The organism is Streptomyces sp. NPDC005791 (assembly GCF_042871485.1).
GTDB lineage: Bacteria > Actinomycetota > Actinomycetes > Streptomycetales > Streptomycetaceae > Streptomyces.
This window is the reverse complement of the sequence record NZ_JBIAIP010000004.1, coordinates 44,731-62,051: the sequence shown is the minus strand read 5'-3', so window position 1 is coordinate 62,051 and position 17,321 is coordinate 44,731. Positions and strand designations below refer to the sequence as shown.

Genomic DNA, 17,321 nt, shown 5'->3' with positions numbered 1-17,321 from the left:
CCCTGGCCGGCCCGGGTGTCCACGGAGCGGTGCCCGTCGAGGCCCCCTGCCCCCGGCGGCTAGGCTGCACCCCGTGAAGGTCCTCGTCATCGGCGGCGGCGCCCGCGAACACGCCCTGTGCCGCTCTCTCTCCCTCGACCCCGCTGTCACCGCTCTGTACTGCGCCCCCGGCAACGCCGGCATCGCAGAGGTGGCCGAACTGCACCCGGTCGACGCACTCGACGGCGACGCCGTCGCGTGCCTCGCCACCGAGCTGGGCGCCGAGCTGGTGGTCGTCGGCCCGGAGGCGCCGCTTGTCGCCGGTGTCGCCGACGCCGTACGCGCGGCCGGCATCCCCTGCTTCGGCCCCTCGGGCGAGGCTGCCCAGCTGGAGGGGTCCAAGGCGTTCGCCAAGGACGTCATGGCCGGTGCCAACGTCCCGACCGCCCGCAGCTACGTCTGCACGACGCCCGCCGAGATCGACGAGGCACTGGACGCCTTCGGCGCTCCGTACGTCGTGAAGGACGACGGCCTCGCGGCCGGCAAGGGCGTCGTCGTCACGGACGACCTCGAAGCCGCGCGGTCCCACGCCCTGGCCTGCGACCGCGTGGTCATCGAGGAGTTCCTCGACGGCCCCGAGGTGAGCCTCTTCGCGATCACCGACGGCACCACGGTGCTGCCCCTCCAGCCCGCCCAGGACTTCAAGCGCGCCCTGGACGGGGACGAGGGCCCGAACACGGGCGGCATGGGCGCGTACTCCCCGCTCCCCTGGGCCGACCCCAAGCTGGTCGACGAGGTCATGCAGACCGTCCTGCAGCCGACCGTCGACGAGCTCCGCCGCCGCGGCACCCCGTTCTCCGGGCTGCTGTACGCCGGCCTCGCGATCACCTCGCGCGGTGTGCGGGTCATCGAGTTCAACGCCCGCTTCGGCGACCCCGAGACCCAGGTCGTCTTGGCCCGGCTGAAGACGCCGCTGGCCGGTGTCCTGCTCGGTGCCGCCAACGGCACCCTGGACCTCGTACCTGCGCTGAACTGGCGCGACGACGCGGCCGTCACCGTGGTCATCGCCTCACACAACTACCCGGGTACGCCCCGCACGGGAGACCCGATCGAGGGGCTGGCGGACGTGGTGGCGCAGGATGCACCGCACGCGTTCGTGCTGCACGCCGGCACCCGGCAGGACGGCGACGCGGTCGTCAGCGCAGGAGGGCGGGTGCTCTCCGTGACGGCGACCGGCAAGGACCTCACCCAGGCCCGGGAGCGGGCCTATGCCGCGCTGGGCCGGATCCGGCTCGACGGCTCCCAGCACCGTACGGACATCGCGCGGAAGGCCGCCGAAGAGGCCTGAGGAGACGTCTCGAGACGGCCTGAGGAGACGTTCCCGAGGCGCCTGAGGCTACGTTCCCGAGACGGCTGCGGCAGCTTGAGAACGGTCCGAGGCGGTCCGCGATCCGCTCGCGCCTGTGCCCGGCCCTCCACGGAGGCGCCGGGCACAGGCGCGTCCCGCGCCTCGCGGCCGGGGCACGGGCCGCGCCTGTCGGCCGACCCGGGACCGAGGCCTCGGTATCACCGAACGTCTGCACGCCGACCCGTCAGCAGCTTTGCCCAAAGCCATTCCATCGGGTGACGACTCGGCCATCCGGATGACGCCCGCCGAGGGCCCAACTATGGTGCGGCGCAGGCGTTCCGGCACTTGGCCCACCGGCATTGCGATGTCAGTGACGGGTGCCACAGTGGGGGAGTGACCAACACCGTCGCGGGGGCAGAGGGGGTGACGTGCAGCCGTGTCCGGTACCGGTTCGGTTGAGGAGCTGGGTGCGCACGCAGCGCGCACCGGAGCCGTGGGGGGGGGGGGCCGCCCCCCCCCCGCCCCCCCCCCGGCCCTGGCCATCCTGCCGGCGGGCGTGGCCGTCGTGCTGCTCGTCGCGGGCGCCCAGGGGCGCATCGGCTCAGGTGTGTGGTCCACCGTCAGCTGGGCGGTGACGGCCTGCGCCGCCGTGGTCCTGCTGCTCGCGGCCGCGGTCGCCGTGGTGGTGGCACGCGCGAGGCCTGCTGTCACTCCCACCGTGCCTCTCACCGAGGCGGCGGCCCCCGATCTCTACCGGCTGGTCCGCGACCTCGCCGACCGGCTCGACGTCCCGGCGCCGTCGGCCATAGCGCTGACCCCGGACTGCGACAGCTGGTTGGAAGACCGTACGCACCCCGCCGCACAGCCTGGGAGCACGGATCTCAAGGGCTTCACGAGGGCCCGGAGGCGCCATCTGCCGGCGGCGCCGGTGCTGGTCATCGGTTCCCCCTTCCTGTGGTGGATGCGGGTCGCCGAGTTGCGGGCGGTGCTGGCCCCGGTCGTCGCGGGTACCGGGCCGTCCGCGCACCCCGACATAGCCGCCGCCCGCCGTTTCGTCCGCGGCCTGGACGCCGCGGTCGGAGACGCCGAGGTGCCCGGGCAAGGGCTCGTACGCAGGATTCCGGCCGCCTTCGTGGGATGGATCGCCAGGGTGCTGCTGCGCGGCTGTCGCGGGCACGCGGCCGAGATGGAGCGGGGCGTCGCCGCTGCCGCGTCGGGGCGCGCCCAGGAGGTGGACCACGGGCTGCGGATCGTCGCCCAGGAACAGGTCGGCCTGGCGTACGCGGGCTGGGACCGGCTGCTGACCCGGGTCGCGCTGCCCGCCTGGCGGATGGGGCGCTGGCCCTCCCGGCTCGACGCCGGTGTCGTCTCCGCGCTCACGGAGCTCTCCCGGCGCGACCGCCTCGCCGAGGGCTACGCCTCCCGGCTGGGGGAGCGTCCCGCCTGCGATCTGATCGAGGAGCCGGGCGCGGCCGACGAGGCGGCCTCGCTGCTGGCCGCCCGCTTGTTCCACGGTGGACCGGCGGAAACCGGACCCGGCTGGTCCCCGGTCGACTGGCAGCAGTATCCGGAAGAGGTCGTGGACCGGAAATGGCGTACGGAGGCCGCCCGGCTGCACCGGGTGCTCGACGCCATGGGCGTGGCCCCCGGCGTCTCGGTGCGGGTGCCGGACACAGTGCAGGGGCCGGCGTCGGGCACGGCGCCGGGGGATGGCGCCGCCGTACCCACACTGGCGCGTGTGATCGACCACCTCGCCACACCAGGCGCCGACAGCGAAGCGCTCGCGGCCGGGATCGGTGCCGCCGTCGCCCGCGACGAGGAGAAGGCGTCCCCCCGGCTCCCGACCGGCGCGAGCGGCACCTCGGCGGCCGGCACCGGGGCAGGGGCGGGCACCGGCCCCGTCGACCTCTGGGGGGCTGTCCCGGTCCCGCTCTTCCCCCTCCAGCCGCCGCGTACGGGCACGGAACTGCTCGCCGACCACGTCGTGGCGATGGTCTGCTGCGCCGCCGTGGACACGGCAGGAGCCTCCCCCGGGCTCGACTGGCTCGACGGTCCCGCGCTGCTGGTCGACGGCGGACGCCGGTCGGACCTCGGTGCCCCGGTGCTGAGCCTCGTCGAGGACGGGGACGCGGAGCCACTGCTCTCCTGGCTCACCGCGGTCGGGGTGCGCACCGACAAGCCCGTGCGCCTGGGATGAGAGGTGCGTCTGCGCCGGGGGAAGCCCGAGTTGGACGACCGTCCGTCCACCAAGGTGGCTAAATAACCTAAATGTCCTCCCAATACGCGGAAGATCGGGCTTTGTTGCCATCAATTCGCGACGAACGGTGACGGAGCGCCTGCGTAATGTGATGTGCTGAACCCGGCGCCGACATCCGGCGCATCGGATGTTTCGGGGGACGAGGGAGGGGAGCGGGATGGGGGCGGAGCATATCCGGCGGTGGGAATCGGGTGCCCTCGCGCATGCCGTGAGCGACCCCTTCGGGCAGGGTCCGCTGCCCTGGCTGCGCGGCAGCGAGACCTACTTCGACGACACCGGACAGGTCGTCCCCTGGTACGTCGACCCCGACCTCGGTCGCGGTGGATCCGGTGGCGGCACGCGTACGGCCGACGACGTGCGCCGGCAGATCAAGGGGTTCGTGTCCCCCGGAGCGGCGGCGCCCGGCGAGGCGATCGACTTCCACATCACCGTGGACCCGCCGCAGCAGTTCTCCGTCGACGTCTACCGCATCGGGCACTACGCGGGCGACGGGGCCGCGAAGATCACCACGAGTCCCCGTCTCTCCGGCATCGTCCAGCCGCCGCCCATGACCGCCGACCGGACGGTCTCCTGCCATCACTGGTGGCTCTCCTGGCGGCTCCAGATCCCCAGCTACTGGTCGGTGGGTGCCTACGTCGCCGTGCTCACCACCGCCGACGGCCACCGCTCGCACGTCCCCTTCACGGTCCGCGACGACCACCCGGCGGACCTGCTGCTCCTGCTCCCCGACGTCACCTGGCAGGCGTACAACCTCTATCCGGAGGACGGCCGTACCGGAGCGAGTCTCTACCACGCCTGGGACGAGCAGGGCCGGCTGCTGGGAGAGGAGGACGCCGCCGTCACCATCTCGTTCGACCGCCCCTACGCCGGTGCGGGCCTGCCCCTCCACGTCGGCCACGCCTACGACTTCATCCGCTGGGCCGAGCGTTACGGCTACGACCTCGCGTACGCCGACGCCCGTGACCTCCACGCCGGCCGCGTCGACCCCAGCCGTTACCGGGGCCTGGTCTTCCCCGGCCACGACGAGTACTGGTCGGTGCCGATGCGCCGCACCACCGAGCTCGCCCGGGACACCGGCACCTCACTCGTCTTCCTCTCGGCCAACACCATGTACTGGCAGGTCGGCCTGGGCCCGTCACCTTCGGGTGTCCCTGACCGCCTGCTCACCTGCCGCAAGCGCCGGGGCCCGGGGAAGTCCGCGCTGTGGCGCGAGATCGACCGCCCCGAGCAGCAGCTGCTCGGCATCCAGTACGCGGGCCGGGTCCCGGACCCGCACCCACTGGTCGTGCGGAACGCCGGACACTGGCTCTGGGAAGCCACCGGTGCGGCCGAGGGCGACGAGATCGACGGGCTGGTCGCCGGCGAGGCCGACCGTTACTTCCCGCGCACAGCGCTTCCGGAGCATGAGAGCCGCATGCTGCTCGCGCATTCCCCCTACGCGGACAGCGAGGGGTCCACCCGGCATCAGGAGACCTCGCTGTACCGCGCCCCGTCCGGCGCGCTCGTCTTCGCCTCGGGCACCTTCGCCTGGTCCCCGGCCCTGGACCGACCGGGCCACATCGACTCCCGTATCCAGCGGGCCACGGCCAATCTGCTCGACCGGATCTGCAAGCGGGACTGACGAGCCGAGCAGCCGGGGAAGCCGCTCCGTGTCCAGGGGGCGACCCCTGGCGGCGCGGCTCCTTCGCATGCGGGACAATCGGACCGACTCCTGGATCAACCTACGCGGAGGCAGCGTGTCCGGTTTCGTAGAAAAGCCCGAGCCCGTGCAGGTGCCCGGGCTCACCCATCTGCACACCGGCAAGGTGCGCGACCTGTACCGGAACGAGGCGGGTGACCTCGTGATGGTCGCCAGCGACCGCATCTCCGCGTACGACTGGGTCCTGCCCACCGAGATCCCGGACAAGGGGCGTGTCCTCACCCAGCTGTCGCTGTGGTGGTTCGACCAGCTCGCCGATCTCGTCCCCAACCACGTGCTGTCGACGGAGCTCCCCGCAGGGGCGCCCGCCGACTGGGCCGGCCGCACCCTGATCTGCCGTTCGCTGCGGATGGTCCAGGTCGAGTGCGTGGCGCGTGGTTATCTGACGGGCTCCGGCCTGACCGAGTACAACGCGACCCGTACGGTCTGCGGTCTCGGTCTGCCCGAGGGCCTGGTCGACGGCTCCGAGCTCCCGGGGCCCATCTTCACCCCGGCCACGAAGGCCGCGGTAGGAGATCACGACGAGAACGTCTCGTACGAGGAGGTCGCCCGCGAGGTCGGCCCCGAGACGGCGGCCGTGCTGCGCCGGACCACGCTCGACGTCTACGGCCGCGCCCGGGACATCGCCCGCGAGCGGGGGATCGTCCTCGCCGACACGAAGTTCGAGTTCGGCTTCGCGCCCACCGCGGACGGCGGCGAGGAACTGATCCTCGCGGACGAGGTGCTGACGCCCGACTCCTCCCGCTTCTGGCCGGCCGAGACCTGGGAGCCGGGCAAGGCGCAGCCTTCGTACGACAAGCAGTTCGTGCGCGACTGGCTGACCTCGTCGGCCTCCGGCTGGGACCGCCACAGCGAACAGCCGCCCCCGCCGCTGCCGCAGGACATCGTCGACGCGACCCGGGCCAAGTACCTGGACGCGTACGAGCTCCTGACGGGCATGAGCTGGTCCGCCCAGAAGATGTGACGCAAGAAGGCCCCGGTCACGAGGACCGGGGCCTTCTCATACGGAGCGGACGACCAGGTTCGAACTGGCGACCTCAACCTTGGCAAGGTTGCGCTCTACCAACTGAGCTACGTCCGCGTGCGCCGAAGCGCGATGCCTACTATACCCAACCTTTGTGTGTGAGACGTACGACCGCCTGACGGTTCTCCGCTCCGAGCTCGGAGCGGCGGCCGACAGGTAGGTGCGCACCACCCCCTGTGACAGCGAGGCACGCTCCGCGATCTCCGCGGCCGGTGCCCTGTCCGCCGCCGGCTCCGGCACCTCGGCCTCCCGCGCGGTCGGCGGGCAGTCCCCGACGGCGATCGCGTCGGCCGCCGACTCCGTTTGCGCGTAACGGTGTTCCGCGTGAACGGCACGGATGACCCCGGCCGGGCGCTGACCGTCCACGGGGTGGACGCCCGGTCGCCCGGACGCGACGCCTGTTCCAGAGTCCCCGGTCTGCCGTGACTGGTCGCGATCACCGTCCGGCGGCCAGGCAGCCGGCCAGCCGGATCCGTAGAACGATGTGGCGACCTTCACACCGTCCGCGACCGGCATCTCGAGGTCCAGGACGGCCACACCGGTGCGATGCGCCATGGCGACTGCGCCCGGCGCCCCGGTCATCTGTTCTTCAGCGGGGAAGAAGCGGCATTCCGCGGCGCGGGCAGCGGGACTGTCGCGGCCAGGTGGAAGAGGCCGTCACCCGTCGGGCCCGCGTCCAGCGAACCACCGACCGCGGCCAGCCGTTCCCGGAGCCCGTGCAGCCCTGAGCCACCACCGGGGACGACGGTCCGTCCGGGCGCCACGCCGTCGTTCTCCACCACCAACCTGACACCGTCCCCTGCGGCCTCCAGCCGGATGGCACACCGTTGGGGATCGCCGTGCCGCAGGACATTGGTGGCCGCCTCCCGTACGGCCCAGCCGAGCACCGACTGCACCGGAGCGGGCAGCTGACCGCCGTCGCCATGGACGGTGCATGCGATTCCGGCCGCCCTCAAGACGCCCTGGGCGCCCAGCAGTTCCGTGCTCAGGTCGGCCTCCCGGTATCCCCGTACGACATCGCGGACCTCCTGCTGGGAGGCGCGTGCGATGCGCTGCACCTCGACCATCTGCTCCATCGCCGCGGGCTTACCGCGCTGCCCGAGCTCGACCGCCAGTTCGCTCTTCAGCGCGATCACCGCCAGATTCCGGCCCAGGACGTCGTGCATGTCCCGCCCGAACCGCAGACGCTCCTCGGCGACCGCCAGCCGGGTCTCCACGTCCCGCGCGTCGCGGAGCTTCTGCATGATCCCGAGCGTCCAGGCGGAGAGACGTACGGTTGCGAAGATCAGCGCACTGCCGAAGCCCACCCCCGCCAACGTGGTCGAGGCGAAGGATCCGGTGGCTCCGGCCACCAGGGTGCCGCCACTCATGCCGAAGGCGACCGCAGCGATGGCCGCACCGGATGCCCACACGGGTACGGCGAGGACGAAGGGCGTCAGGAAAGGCCACACCACCGCCCCCAGGGCCAGCGTCAGCTCGGGAAACGTTTCGGTTCCGGTGTATCCGCCGAGTGTCAGCAGGCCTGCCGCGTTAGCGACGGACAGGCCGGCCGCGAGAGCGATCAGCCGTCGTGCGACGGGCTCGCGGCCGAGGTAGCTGTCGAGAGCCCGGGCGACCAGCGGAACCGAGCAGACACCCTGCGCGATCGCGGCCAGGACCGTCCCGGCGATCAGGAAGGCGGGCGCGTCGGAGTGCCGCACCGGGCGTGTCACCGACAGGAGCACCACGCACAGAACCATCGCCCAAACCGTGGAGTGCATGGTCCCGCGTGTGTAGAGGACGACCTTGTCGAACCCTTCGCGCTTCTGCCACCTGCGCACCTGTGCTCGTACCCACACGGTTCCCGCTCCCCCTCGTCCCCCGTGGACTTCTTGTTCAAGGCTTCCGCCGGATCACGGCCGTGAGCAGTGCGCGTTGTCATCACTGCGCATGACGAACGTCATGTGCCGTCGATATCCGAGAACGCCAAAGGCCCCGGTCGAGAACGACCGGGGCCTTTGAAACAAGAGCGGACGACCAGGTTCGAACTGGCGACCTCAACCTTGGCAAGGTTGCGCTCTACCAACTGAGCTACGTCCGCATTGCCGCCACTCGGCTTTCACCGGTGGAGCGCTCACCACTCTACCTGATCCACTCAGTGGTCCGGTAAGGCAGTGCAGAGCGGGTGACAGGAATTGCACACTGCGCCTTCCCCCTGGAAGGGGGATGTTCTACTACTGAACTACACCCGCACGCTGCGTCGGACCCGGCTTTTCGGCCTTGCCCTTCGGCGTGCTCCAGACTCTAGCCGACCTGCAGGGGTGTTGTGCAAGTCGGCTCCCCGAGGGGTGGCTCCGGGGGTCGGAGGACGCCGAAACGGAAAGGGGCATTCCGGGCGCCGCCCTCAACTGGCCGCGCTGAACGCCTCGTAGACCTTCTTGGGGATCCGACCGCGGGCCGGCACCTCCATGCGGTGCGAGCGGGCCCAGGCGCGCACGGCCGCGGGGTCCGGAGCGAGCGACGTGTGGTGGTACGACACGGGTGCCGTGCCGCGCTTGCCGGTATTTGTCTGCTTTCGGCCGGCTGCGACGTACGGAGCCAGCGTCTTACGCAGTTTCTTTGCGTTGGCGGGATTGAGGTCGATCTCGTACGACTTCCCGTCCAGGGCGAAGGTGACCGTTTCCGCCGCTTCTCCCCCGTCGATGTCGTCGGAGAGCGTAACTACTACGCGCTGAGCCACGGATATCGGTCCTTTCCTACGGCACCATCACGCTGACATGCGCTGGTGCCGGCCTTCCGGCGGCTGGGCGGATACGGATCGACGGCTGTCGACTGTTCCGGGGCAATCGTGCTTTCCCGGCTATTCATTTGTACAGCGGCGGGAGCCGCATTGTGAAGCCCGGCCAATTGCATCCGCGTGTTGCACCCGTGTGTTGCCTCCACGTGTCCGCCTGCAATCCGGGTGAAGATTTTTTTCCCAGGATTTTCCCTGGGTGTTGTCGCCCCCGATATCTGTCCGTGATCCGGCCCGATGGCATCTACCCGCGTAGAATTTCCGGCCAGGTACGCTGAGAGGACCCGCGGGGATCTGGGGAACCCCTCGGAGACACAGCCGCACCACACCACCGGGAGTGCCAGTGGCACGCGTCGTAGTCGACGTCATGCTCAAGCCGGAGATTCTCGACCCGCAGGGACAGGCTGTGCAGCGCGCACTGCCCCGTCTCGGCTTCGACGGAATCGCGGACGTTCGTCAGGGAAAGCGTTTCGAGCTCGAGGTCGAGGGGCCGGTCGACGATGCCGCCCTTGCCCGTATTAACGAGATGGCCGAGACGTTCCTCGCCAACACCGTCATCGAGGACTTCACCGTCAAGGTGGAGGAGGAGAAGTGACCACCCGTATCGGAGTCGTCACTTTTCCCGGCACGCTCGACGACCAGGACAGCCTGCGGGCCGTGCGGATCGCGGGCGGAGAACCCGTCTCCCTCTGGCACCGCGACAAGGACCTCCACCAGGTCGACGCGGTCATCCTGGCGGGCGGATTCAGCTACGGCGACTATCTGCGCGCCGGCGCCATCTCGCGTTTCTCGCCGGTCATGGAGACCGTCATCGAGCAGGCGAAGGCCGGCATGCCGGTCCTCGGCATCTGCAACGGCTTCCAGATCCTGACCGAGGCACACCTGCTGCCCGGTGCGATGTTGCGCAACAACCACCTCCACTTCATCTGCCGCGACCAGAAGCTGCGGGTGGAGAACGCGGAGACCGCCTGGACCTCGGACTACTCCACGGGCCAGGAGATCTCCGTACCGCTGAAGAACGTGGACGGCCGGTACACCGCCGACGAGCACACGCTCGACGAGCTGGAGGCCGAGGGCCGCGTCGCCTTCCGTTACGCCGACGTCAACCCGAACGGCTCGCTGCGCGACATCGCCGGCATCACCAACGCCGCGGGCAACGTCGTCGGTCTGATGCCGCACCCGGAGCACGCCGTCGAGCCGCTGATCGGCACCGGTCGCACCGACGGCCTGGGTTTCTTCACCTCGATCATCAAGAAGCTGGTCAACGCATGAGCCTGGACACGGTCAAGCACGCGGCCGAAACCCCGGACGCCGGACAGCCCTGGAAGGAGCTCGGCCTCAAGGAGGACGAGTACGCCCGGATCCGCGAGATCCTGGGCCGCCGTCCCACCGGCGCCGAGCTCGCCATGTACTCCGTGATGTGGTCCGAGCACTGCTCGTACAAGAGCAGCAAGGTCCACCTCAAGCAGTTCGGCGAGAAGGTCCCCGCCAACGACGCGATGCTCGTCGGCATCGGGGAGAACGCCGGTGTGGTCGACGTCGGCCAGGGTTACGCGGTCACCTTCAAGGTCGAGTCGCACAACCACCCCTCGTACATCGAGCCCTATCAGGGCGCGGCCACCGGCGTCGGCGGCATCGTCCGCGACATCCTGGCCATGGGTGCCCGTCCGATCGCGGTCGTCGACCCGCTGCGCTTCGGTGCGGCCGACCACCCCGACACCCGGCGGGTGCTGCCGGGCATCGTCGCGGGCATCGGCGGCTACGGAAACTGCCTCGGCCTGCCGAACATCGGCGGCGAGGTCGTCTTCGACGCCTGCTACCAGGGCAACCCGCTCGTCAACGCCGGCTGCATCGGCGTGATGAAGCACGAGGACATCCACCTCGCCCAGGCCTCCGGCCCCGGCAACAAGGTGATCCTCTACGGCGCCCGCACCGGCGGCGACGGCATCGGCGGCGTCTCCGTGCTGGCCTCGGAGACCTTCGACGACACCAAGCCCACCAAGCGCCCCGCCGTCCAGGTCGGCGACCCGTTCCAGGAGAAGCTCCTCATCGAGTGCACCCTGGAGATCTTCAAGGAGAAGCTCGTCGCGGGCATCCAGGACCTCGGCGGCGCCGGGCTGTCCTGCGCCACGAGCGAGCTGGCCTCCGCGGGCTCCGGTGGTATGCGCGTCGAGCTGGACACCGTGCCGCTGCGCGACTCCTCCCTCTCGCCCGAGGAGATCCTCATGAGCGAGTCGCAGGAGCGCATGTGCGCGATCGTGGAGCCGCAGCACGTGGACCGCTTCATGGAGATCTGCGAGAAGTGGGACGTCATCGCCACCGTCATCGGTGAGGTGACCGAGGGCTCGCAGCTGGAGATCTTCTGGCACGGCGAGCAGATCGTGGACGTGCCGCCGCGGTCCGTGGCCCACGAGGGCCCGACCTACCACCGGCCGTTCGCGCGGCCCTCCTGGCAGGACGCGCTGCAGGCCGACGACGCGGGCAAGCTGGCCCGTCCGGGAGACGGCGCGGAGCTGCGCGAGCAGGTCCTGAGGCTGGTCGGCTCCCCGAACCAGGCCTCCAAGTCCTGGATCACCGACCAGTACGACCGCTTCGTGCAGGGCAACACCGTGCTGGCGATGCCCGAGGACGCGGGCATGGTCCGGATCGACGAGAAGTCGAACCTGGGCGTGGCCATGGCGACCGACGGCAACGGCCGTTACGCCAAGCTCGACCCGTACACGGGCGCGCAGCTCGCGCTGGCCGAGTCCTACCGCAACGTCGCCGCCTCCGGCGCCAAGCCGCTCGCGATCTCGGACTGCCTGAACTTCGGTTCGCCCGAGGACCCGGACGTCATGTGGCAGTTCGCCGAGGCCACCCGGGGTCTCGCGGACGGCTGCCTGGAGCTCGGCACCCCCGTCACCGGCGGCAACGTCTCGCTGTACAACCAGACCGGTGAGACGGCGATCCACCCGACGCCCGTCGTCGCGGTCCTCGGTGTGATCGACGACGTCACCCGGCGCACGCCGGTCGCCTTCGCCGAAGAGGGGCAGTTGCTCTACCTCCTGGGCGAGACCCGCGAGGAGTTCGGCGGCTCGGCCTGGTCCGAGGTCATCCACCAGCACCTCGGCGGCATGCCGCCCAAGGTGGACCTGGGACGCGAGAAGCTGCTCGGCGAGATCCTGATCTCGGCCTCCCGCGACGGCATGATCGACGCGGCGCACGACCTCTCCGACGGCGGTCTGATCCAGGCGGTCACCGAGTCCTGCCTGCGAGGCGGCAAGGGTGCCCGGCTGGTCGTGCCGGAGGGTGTGGACGCCTTCACCTTCCTGTTCTCGGAGTCGGCCGGCCGCGCGGTCGTCTCGATCCCGCGCAGTGAGGAACTCCGTTTCAACGACATGTGCGGGGCACGGGGACTGCCCGTGGCCCGGATCGGTGTCGTGGACGGCGAGGCGATCGAGATCCAGGGCGAGTTCAGCATCCCGCTGAGCGAGCTGCGCACGGCGCACGAGGGGACCCTGGAGGGTCTGTTCGCTTAAGTTCAGCCCGTACCGAAGCCCCCGCCCGGGTCGACCGGACGGGGGCTTTCGGCGTTCTCACCGGACATGTTGATGGATGTTACGTAATTACGTAGGGATGTGTTTCTGTGGAGCTTGAGGAACGCGTCGCCGAGCTTGAGCGCCGGATGGCGGCGCTGGAGCAGGCGGCGGGCGGCGGGCAGCCGAGCCTGGGCGATGGTGACTTCTGGGCTCTGGACGGGCTGAAGGACCAGCTCGAACAGGTCGGGGAGGCCGCGGCCGACGGTGGGGTGCTGTTCACCGGAGCGGTGAAGCTGCCCGCCGGTGAGCGGCACGAGTGGCAGTACGGTGCGCTCACCGCGGTTCTCCTGGGTACGGACGAGGACCGACCCGACTGGGCGGAGGCCGCCGAACCCCTGGCCGCGCTCGGCCATCCGGTACGGCTGCGGCTGCTCCGAGAGATCCTCGCGGGCCGGCGTACCGCTGCCGAGCTGGCCGGGCTGCACGAGACGGGCACGACCGGCCAGATCTACCACCATCTGCGCCTGCTGACGGCCGCGGGGTGGCTGCAGACGAAGGGCCGCGGGCGCTACGAGGTGCCCGGCGCACGAGTCGTTCCGCTGTTGGTCATGCTCACGGCCGCCCGGCCCTGAGAAGCCTGACGGGCACCGGGCGGGGGCCGGTGTGCCGGGCACCGGTGGTTCCCAGGTGACCGGCGGGAAGGCCGGAAGCGACTGATCGATGCCACCGGGCGCCGCGGCTGCACCGGCCTCACTTCCCCGAGGCCTCGGACTTCGCGGGGGACCGAGCGCCTTCGCGGTAGGAGCGCGTTGTCGGCGGCGCCGGTTAGTCTCCCCCGTATGCCCCCGGCCAAGAAGCGCCCGCGCGCTTACGACCTCAGCCGGACCCGCAGCGCGGTCCTGGCCCAGTTCGACCGTGTCCGGGAGGCGGCGGTCGCGCTGACGGAGGACCAGCTGGCCGGCCCGTCCGGAGTCGGGGAGTGGACCGTCCGGGAACTCGTGGCGCGCATGGCGATGGCGCTGGAGCGGGTCAGCAGTGCCATGGAACTGCCGGTGCCGGCCGGCGGGCCCAAGCCGGAGACCGCCCTTCTGCAATGGCCCTTCGCCACCGCCGTGAACACCGCGGGGACAGCCGGCCGCGCCCGGGATCTCGCTGAGGCCAGGCCCGACCTCGACGCGCTGTTCGAGGAGACGGCGGCCCGGTTCGCGGAGCTGGTGCCCGCCGGCACGGAAGACCGGCTGCTGACGACCCACGTGGGCACGATGCGCCTGGGCGACTTCCTCGTCACCCGCACCGTCGAACTCGTCGTGCACACCGACGATCTGAACCGCGCGGCCGGTCTCTCCGTCGGCTACGACCGCCAGGCACTCGCCGCCTGCACCCGGCTGCTCGCCGACGCCCTCGCGGACAGGGCGCCCGGCGGTTCCGTCGAGGTGCGCGTCCCGCCCTTCGCCGTCGTCCAGTGCATCGGTGGCCCCAAGCACACCCGGGGCACGCCGCCCAACGTCGTGGAGACGGACCCGCTCACCTGGATCCGGCTGGCCACCGGGCGTACGCGATGGGCGGAGGCGTTGGACGCGGCACAGGTCAGCGCGAGTGGGGAGCGGGCCGACCTGGCACCGCTGCTCCCGCTGACGGGCTGAGGAAGGAACCGGATCGGCTACTCGATCCGTCCCAGGGCCATGCGCAAACAACGTATGGCCGTCAGCGCCGTCGCCGTCCTGGCCACCCTCACCCTTGCCGCCTGCGGTACGGAGTCGGGCTCCTCCGGAGCGGGCTCCGGCGAGTCCGGGGACGGCAGCGGCACCGTACGGACGGAGCCGTCCGTGACCGGTGTCCACTGGAACGTGTCCTCCCTGACCGTCGCCGGCGAGAAGACCACCGCCCCCGCCGGGGCCCACGTCGAGATCGACTCCGCGGGGAAGGCCACGGGCAACCTGGGCTGCAACCGTTTCACCGCGGATGTCCGTGTCGAGGGCGACAAGGTCACCGTCGGACCGGGGACGACCACCGAAATGGGGTGCGAGAAGAATGTCCAGCAGTTCGAGAAAGCGATGGGCCGGGCCTTCAAGGGCGAGCTCAAGGCCGCCGTGGCGGGCAGGAGCGACGCCAGGACCCTGACCCTGACCACCGCTGAGGGCGACTCCATCGCCCTCAGCTCCGAGCCCCCGGCCCCGCTGACCGGTACCACCTGGAAGGTGACCGGACTCCTGTCCGGCAGCGTCGCCGCCTCCCTGCCCGCCGGTACGGAGAACAAGGCGCACCTCACCTTCGGCGAGGACGGCGCGGTGGAGGGGAACCTCGGGTGCAACTCCTTCCACGGCAAGGCGGCGGTCTCCGGCTCCACCCTCACCTTCGGTCCGCTCGCCTCCACCCGGAAGATGTGCCCGGGCGCCGAGATGGAACTGGAGACCGCGTTGCTCGGTGTGCTGGAGGGGAGGACGACGTACAGGATCGATCACCGCTCGCTGTCGATCGAGGCGGACAGCGGCAAGGGGCTCGTCGCGTCCGCCCCGGCGGCCGAGGACAAGGGCTGACCGGCCGGGGCTGTCCCGCTCGGGACGCGGCGGACTTCTAGGATCCCGTCGGATTGGGGAGCAGGCCGGCGTCCGTCTCCTCCCAGCCAACGGGGCATGGTGGTCTCGGACAGCAGACTGTCCTGAATACGCCGACCCGCCCGGCGCCTCCCACGCGGGCCACTCGGGCTTTTCCGGCCACTCCGGCCACTCCGGCCACTCCGGCCACTCCGGTCGGAGCGGCGAGATCCGGCCGTGAGGACCTCCGGGCAGGCCCGCGTGGCCCTCCGGACGCGGTCGCGCGATGTGAGGCTCGCCACGAAACGAGCGTTCGGCCACCGCCCGCTCGGCCGACTGCTCCAGCTCACCCAGTGCCACGAGCGGAGTGATCGCGGCTCGCTGCCGCCGAGTTGCCCGACCGGCCGGTAACCGCCGCCTGTCCCGGCCGTCGGGCCCTGCGAGGCCCTACCGGGGCGGAGAGGAGGGGCCACCCCGATCACACCGGGTGAGCGCGTGACCCCTGTCCGGGCCCCGGCGGGCAGCGCACCGCAACCCCGTCGTCAGCCACTGTCAAGGGCCCACCCAATTCGGACCGGTGGTCGATCTCGCCTACACTCGGTGGTGTGCCTCGTGGTGATGGACGACTCAACCACGACCTGCTCCCCGGAGAGAAAGGCCCCCAGGACGCTTGCGGCGTCTTCGGTGTCTGGGCTCCCGGCGAAGAGGTCGCCAAGCTCACCTATTTCGGACTGTATGCCCTGCAGCACCGTGGACAGGAGTCCGCGGGCATCGCAGTGAGCAACGGGTCCCAGATCCTGGTCTTCAAGGACATGGGACTGGTCTCGCAGGTCTTCGACGAAACATCTCTGGGATCGCTCCAGGGCCACATCGCGGTCGGTCATGCCCGTTACTCCACCACCGGTGCCTCGGTGTGGGAGAACGCGCAGCCGACGTTCCGTGCCACGGCGCACGGCTCGATCGCCCTGGGTCACAACGGCAACCTGGTCAACACGGCCCAGCTCGCGGAGATGGTCGCCGACCTTCCTCGCAAGGACGGCCGTGCCACCCAGGTCGCGGCGACCAACGACACCGATCTGGTGACCGCGCTGCTCGCGGGCCAGAGAGATGACGACGACAAGCCGCTCACCATCGAGGAGGCCGCCGCAAAGGTGCTCCCCGAGGTCAAGGGCGCCTTCTCGCTCGTCTTCATGGACGAGCACACCCTCTACGCCGCCCGTGACCCGCAGGGCATCCGCCCCCTGGTCCTCGGCCGGCTGGAGCGTGGCTGGGTGGTGGCCTCGGAGTCCGCCGCTCTCGACATCTGCGGTGCCAGCTTCGTCCGTGAGATCGAGCCGGGCGAGCTCGTCGCCATCGACGAGAACGGCCTCCGTACCTCCCGCTTCGCAGAAGCGAAGCCCAAGGGCTGCGTCTTCGAGTACGTCTATCTGGCACGCCCCGACACCGACATCGCCGGGCGGAACGTCTACCTCTCCCGGGTCGAGATGGGCCGGAAGCTGGCGGTCGAGGCCCCCGTCGAGGCCGATCTGGTCATAGCGACGCCGGAATCGGGCACCCCTGCGGCCATCGGCTACGCCGAGGCGAGCGGCATTCCGTTCGGTGCCGGACTGGTCAAGAACGCCTATGTCGGCCGGACCTTCATCCAGCCCTCACAGACCATCCGTCAGCTGGGTATCCGTCTCAAGCTCAATCCGCTCAAGGAAGTCATCAAGGGCAAGCGCCTGGTGGTCGTCGACGACTCGATCGTCCGCGGCAACACCCAGCGGGCGCTGGTCAGGATGCTCCGTGAGGCGGGCGCCGCCGAGATCCACATCCGGATCTCCTCCCCGCCCGTGAAGTGGCCCTGCTTCTTCGGCATCGACTTCGCGACGCGCGCCGAGCTGATCGCCAACGGCATGTCCGTCGACGAGATCGCCACCTCCATGGGTGCCGACTCCCTCGCGTACATCTCGCTCGACGCGATGGTCGAGGCGACGACGATCGCCAAGCCGAACCTCTGCCGCGCCTGCTTCGACGGGGAATACCCGATGGAGCTCCCGGACCCGGAGCTGCTCGGCAAGCAGCTGCTGGAGACCGAGCTGGCGGCCGGCCCCGCAGCGACCGCGGCGGCCGACGCGCTGCGTCGTCCGTGACCCGGACCGACCGGCTGCTTCCCCACCAGCCCCGTATTCCCACACGAAAGATCCCGG

At 70.6% G+C, this 17,321-nt stretch carries 13 protein-coding genes, 3 tRNA genes and 1 pseudogene; 11 read left to right on the top strand and 6 right to left on the bottom strand.

Annotation, left to right across the window (positions count from 1 at the left end; translation table 11 throughout):
* Window positions 1–73: 73 nt before the first annotated feature.
* The 4 genes from purD to ACFYSH_RS09760 all read left to right on the top strand — a co-directional run bounded on the left by purD (window position 74) and on the right by ACFYSH_RS09760 (window position 6,247).
* Window positions 74–1,327: a phosphoribosylamine--glycine ligase gene (purD, locus tag ACFYSH_RS09775; RefSeq protein ID WP_388751716.1), complete on the top strand. Its 1,254-nt coding sequence runs from the start codon at window positions 74–76 to the stop codon at window positions 1,325–1,327.
* A 436-nt stretch (window positions 1,328–1,763) separates the two neighbouring features.
* Entirely contained in the window at window positions 1,764–3,524 is a 1,761-nt protein-coding gene (locus ACFYSH_RS09770) for a hypothetical protein (RefSeq protein ID WP_388751714.1), read from the top strand.
* Window positions 3,525–3,741: 217 nt separating this feature from the next.
* On the top strand, window positions 3,742–5,205 hold the full coding sequence (locus ACFYSH_RS09765; protein WP_359464094.1) for a N,N-dimethylformamidase beta subunit family domain-containing protein: 1,464 nt from the start codon (window positions 3,742–3,744) through the stop codon (window positions 5,203–5,205).
* A 115-nt stretch (window positions 5,206–5,320) separates the two neighbouring features.
* The gene (locus tag ACFYSH_RS09760) at window positions 5,321–6,247 is read left to right on the top strand and encodes a phosphoribosylaminoimidazolesuccinocarboxamide synthase (protein WP_388751712.1); all 927 of its coding nucleotides are present in this window, start codon (window positions 5,321–5,323) and stop codon (window positions 6,245–6,247) included.
* A gap of 44 nt (window positions 6,248–6,291) precedes the next feature.
* Here ACFYSH_RS09760 and ACFYSH_RS09755 read toward each other — a convergent pair.
* The 6 genes and pseudogenes from ACFYSH_RS09755 to ACFYSH_RS09730 all read right to left on the bottom strand — a co-directional run bounded on the left by ACFYSH_RS09755 (window position 6,292) and on the right by ACFYSH_RS09730 (window position 9,026).
* Window positions 6,292–6,364 (bottom strand) — tRNA-Gly (locus tag ACFYSH_RS09755).
* Window positions 6,365–6,386: 22 nt separating this feature from the next.
* Window positions 6,387–6,871: pseudogene (locus tag ACFYSH_RS09750) on the bottom strand (DNA-binding response regulator); the annotation flags it as partial.
* Window positions 6,872–6,885: 14 nt separating this feature from the next.
* On the bottom strand, window positions 6,886–8,145 hold the full coding sequence (locus ACFYSH_RS09745; protein WP_388751710.1) for a sensor histidine kinase: 1,260 nt from the start codon (window positions 8,143–8,145) through the stop codon (window positions 6,886–6,888).
* A gap of 169 nt (window positions 8,146–8,314) precedes the next feature.
* Window positions 8,315–8,387: transfer RNA gene (locus ACFYSH_RS09740), tRNA-Gly, on the bottom strand.
* 79 nt (window positions 8,388–8,466) lie between these two features.
* Window positions 8,467–8,538: transfer RNA gene (locus ACFYSH_RS09735), tRNA-Gly, on the bottom strand.
* Window positions 8,539–8,690: 152 nt separating this feature from the next.
* Window positions 8,691–9,026 carry an Lsr2 family protein gene (locus ACFYSH_RS09730; RefSeq protein WP_359464102.1) on the bottom strand — a complete coding sequence of 112 codons (336 nt, stop codon included), beginning with the start codon at window positions 9,024–9,026 and terminating at the stop codon, window positions 8,691–8,693.
* A 397-nt stretch (window positions 9,027–9,423) separates the two neighbouring features.
* Here ACFYSH_RS09730 and purS point away from each other — a divergent pair, with 397 nt between their 5' ends.
* The 7 genes from purS to purF all read left to right on the top strand — a co-directional run bounded on the left by purS (window position 9,424) and on the right by purF (window position 17,264).
* Entirely contained in the window at window positions 9,424–9,675 is a 252-nt protein-coding gene (gene purS / locus ACFYSH_RS09725; protein WP_033296931.1) for a phosphoribosylformylglycinamidine synthase subunit PurS, read from the top strand.
* Window positions 9,672–10,352 carry a phosphoribosylformylglycinamidine synthase subunit PurQ gene (purQ, locus tag ACFYSH_RS09720; protein WP_359464105.1) on the top strand — a complete coding sequence of 227 codons (681 nt, stop codon included), beginning with the start codon at window positions 9,672–9,674 and terminating at the stop codon, window positions 10,350–10,352. The genes purS and purQ overlap by 4 nt, the downstream gene beginning before the upstream one ends.
* The gene (gene purL / locus ACFYSH_RS09715) at window positions 10,349–12,598 is read left to right on the top strand and encodes a phosphoribosylformylglycinamidine synthase subunit PurL (protein ID WP_359464108.1); all 2,250 of its coding nucleotides are present in this window, start codon (window positions 10,349–10,351) and stop codon (window positions 12,596–12,598) included. The genes purQ and purL overlap by 4 nt, the downstream gene beginning before the upstream one ends.
* Window positions 12,599–12,705: 107 nt before the next feature.
* Window positions 12,706–13,230: an ArsR/SmtB family transcription factor gene (locus ACFYSH_RS09710; protein WP_388751707.1), complete on the top strand. Its 525-nt coding sequence runs from the start codon at window positions 12,706–12,708 to the stop codon at window positions 13,228–13,230.
* Window positions 13,231–13,437: 207 nt separating this feature from the next.
* On the top strand, window positions 13,438–14,241 hold the full coding sequence (locus ACFYSH_RS09705; RefSeq protein WP_359464112.1) for a sterol carrier family protein: 804 nt from the start codon (window positions 13,438–13,440) through the stop codon (window positions 14,239–14,241).
* Window positions 14,242–14,280: 39 nt separating this feature from the next.
* Window positions 14,281–15,135 (top strand): META domain-containing protein, encoded by an 855-nt coding sequence (locus ACFYSH_RS09700; protein ID WP_359464114.1) that lies wholly within the window; start codon window positions 14,281–14,283, stop codon window positions 15,133–15,135.
* A 602-nt stretch (window positions 15,136–15,737) separates the two neighbouring features.
* A complete protein-coding gene (gene purF / locus ACFYSH_RS09695) occupies window positions 15,738–17,264 on the top strand; it encodes an amidophosphoribosyltransferase (RefSeq protein WP_359464116.1) in 1,527 nt (508 codons plus the stop codon).
* Window positions 17,265–17,321: the final 57 nt, after the last annotated feature.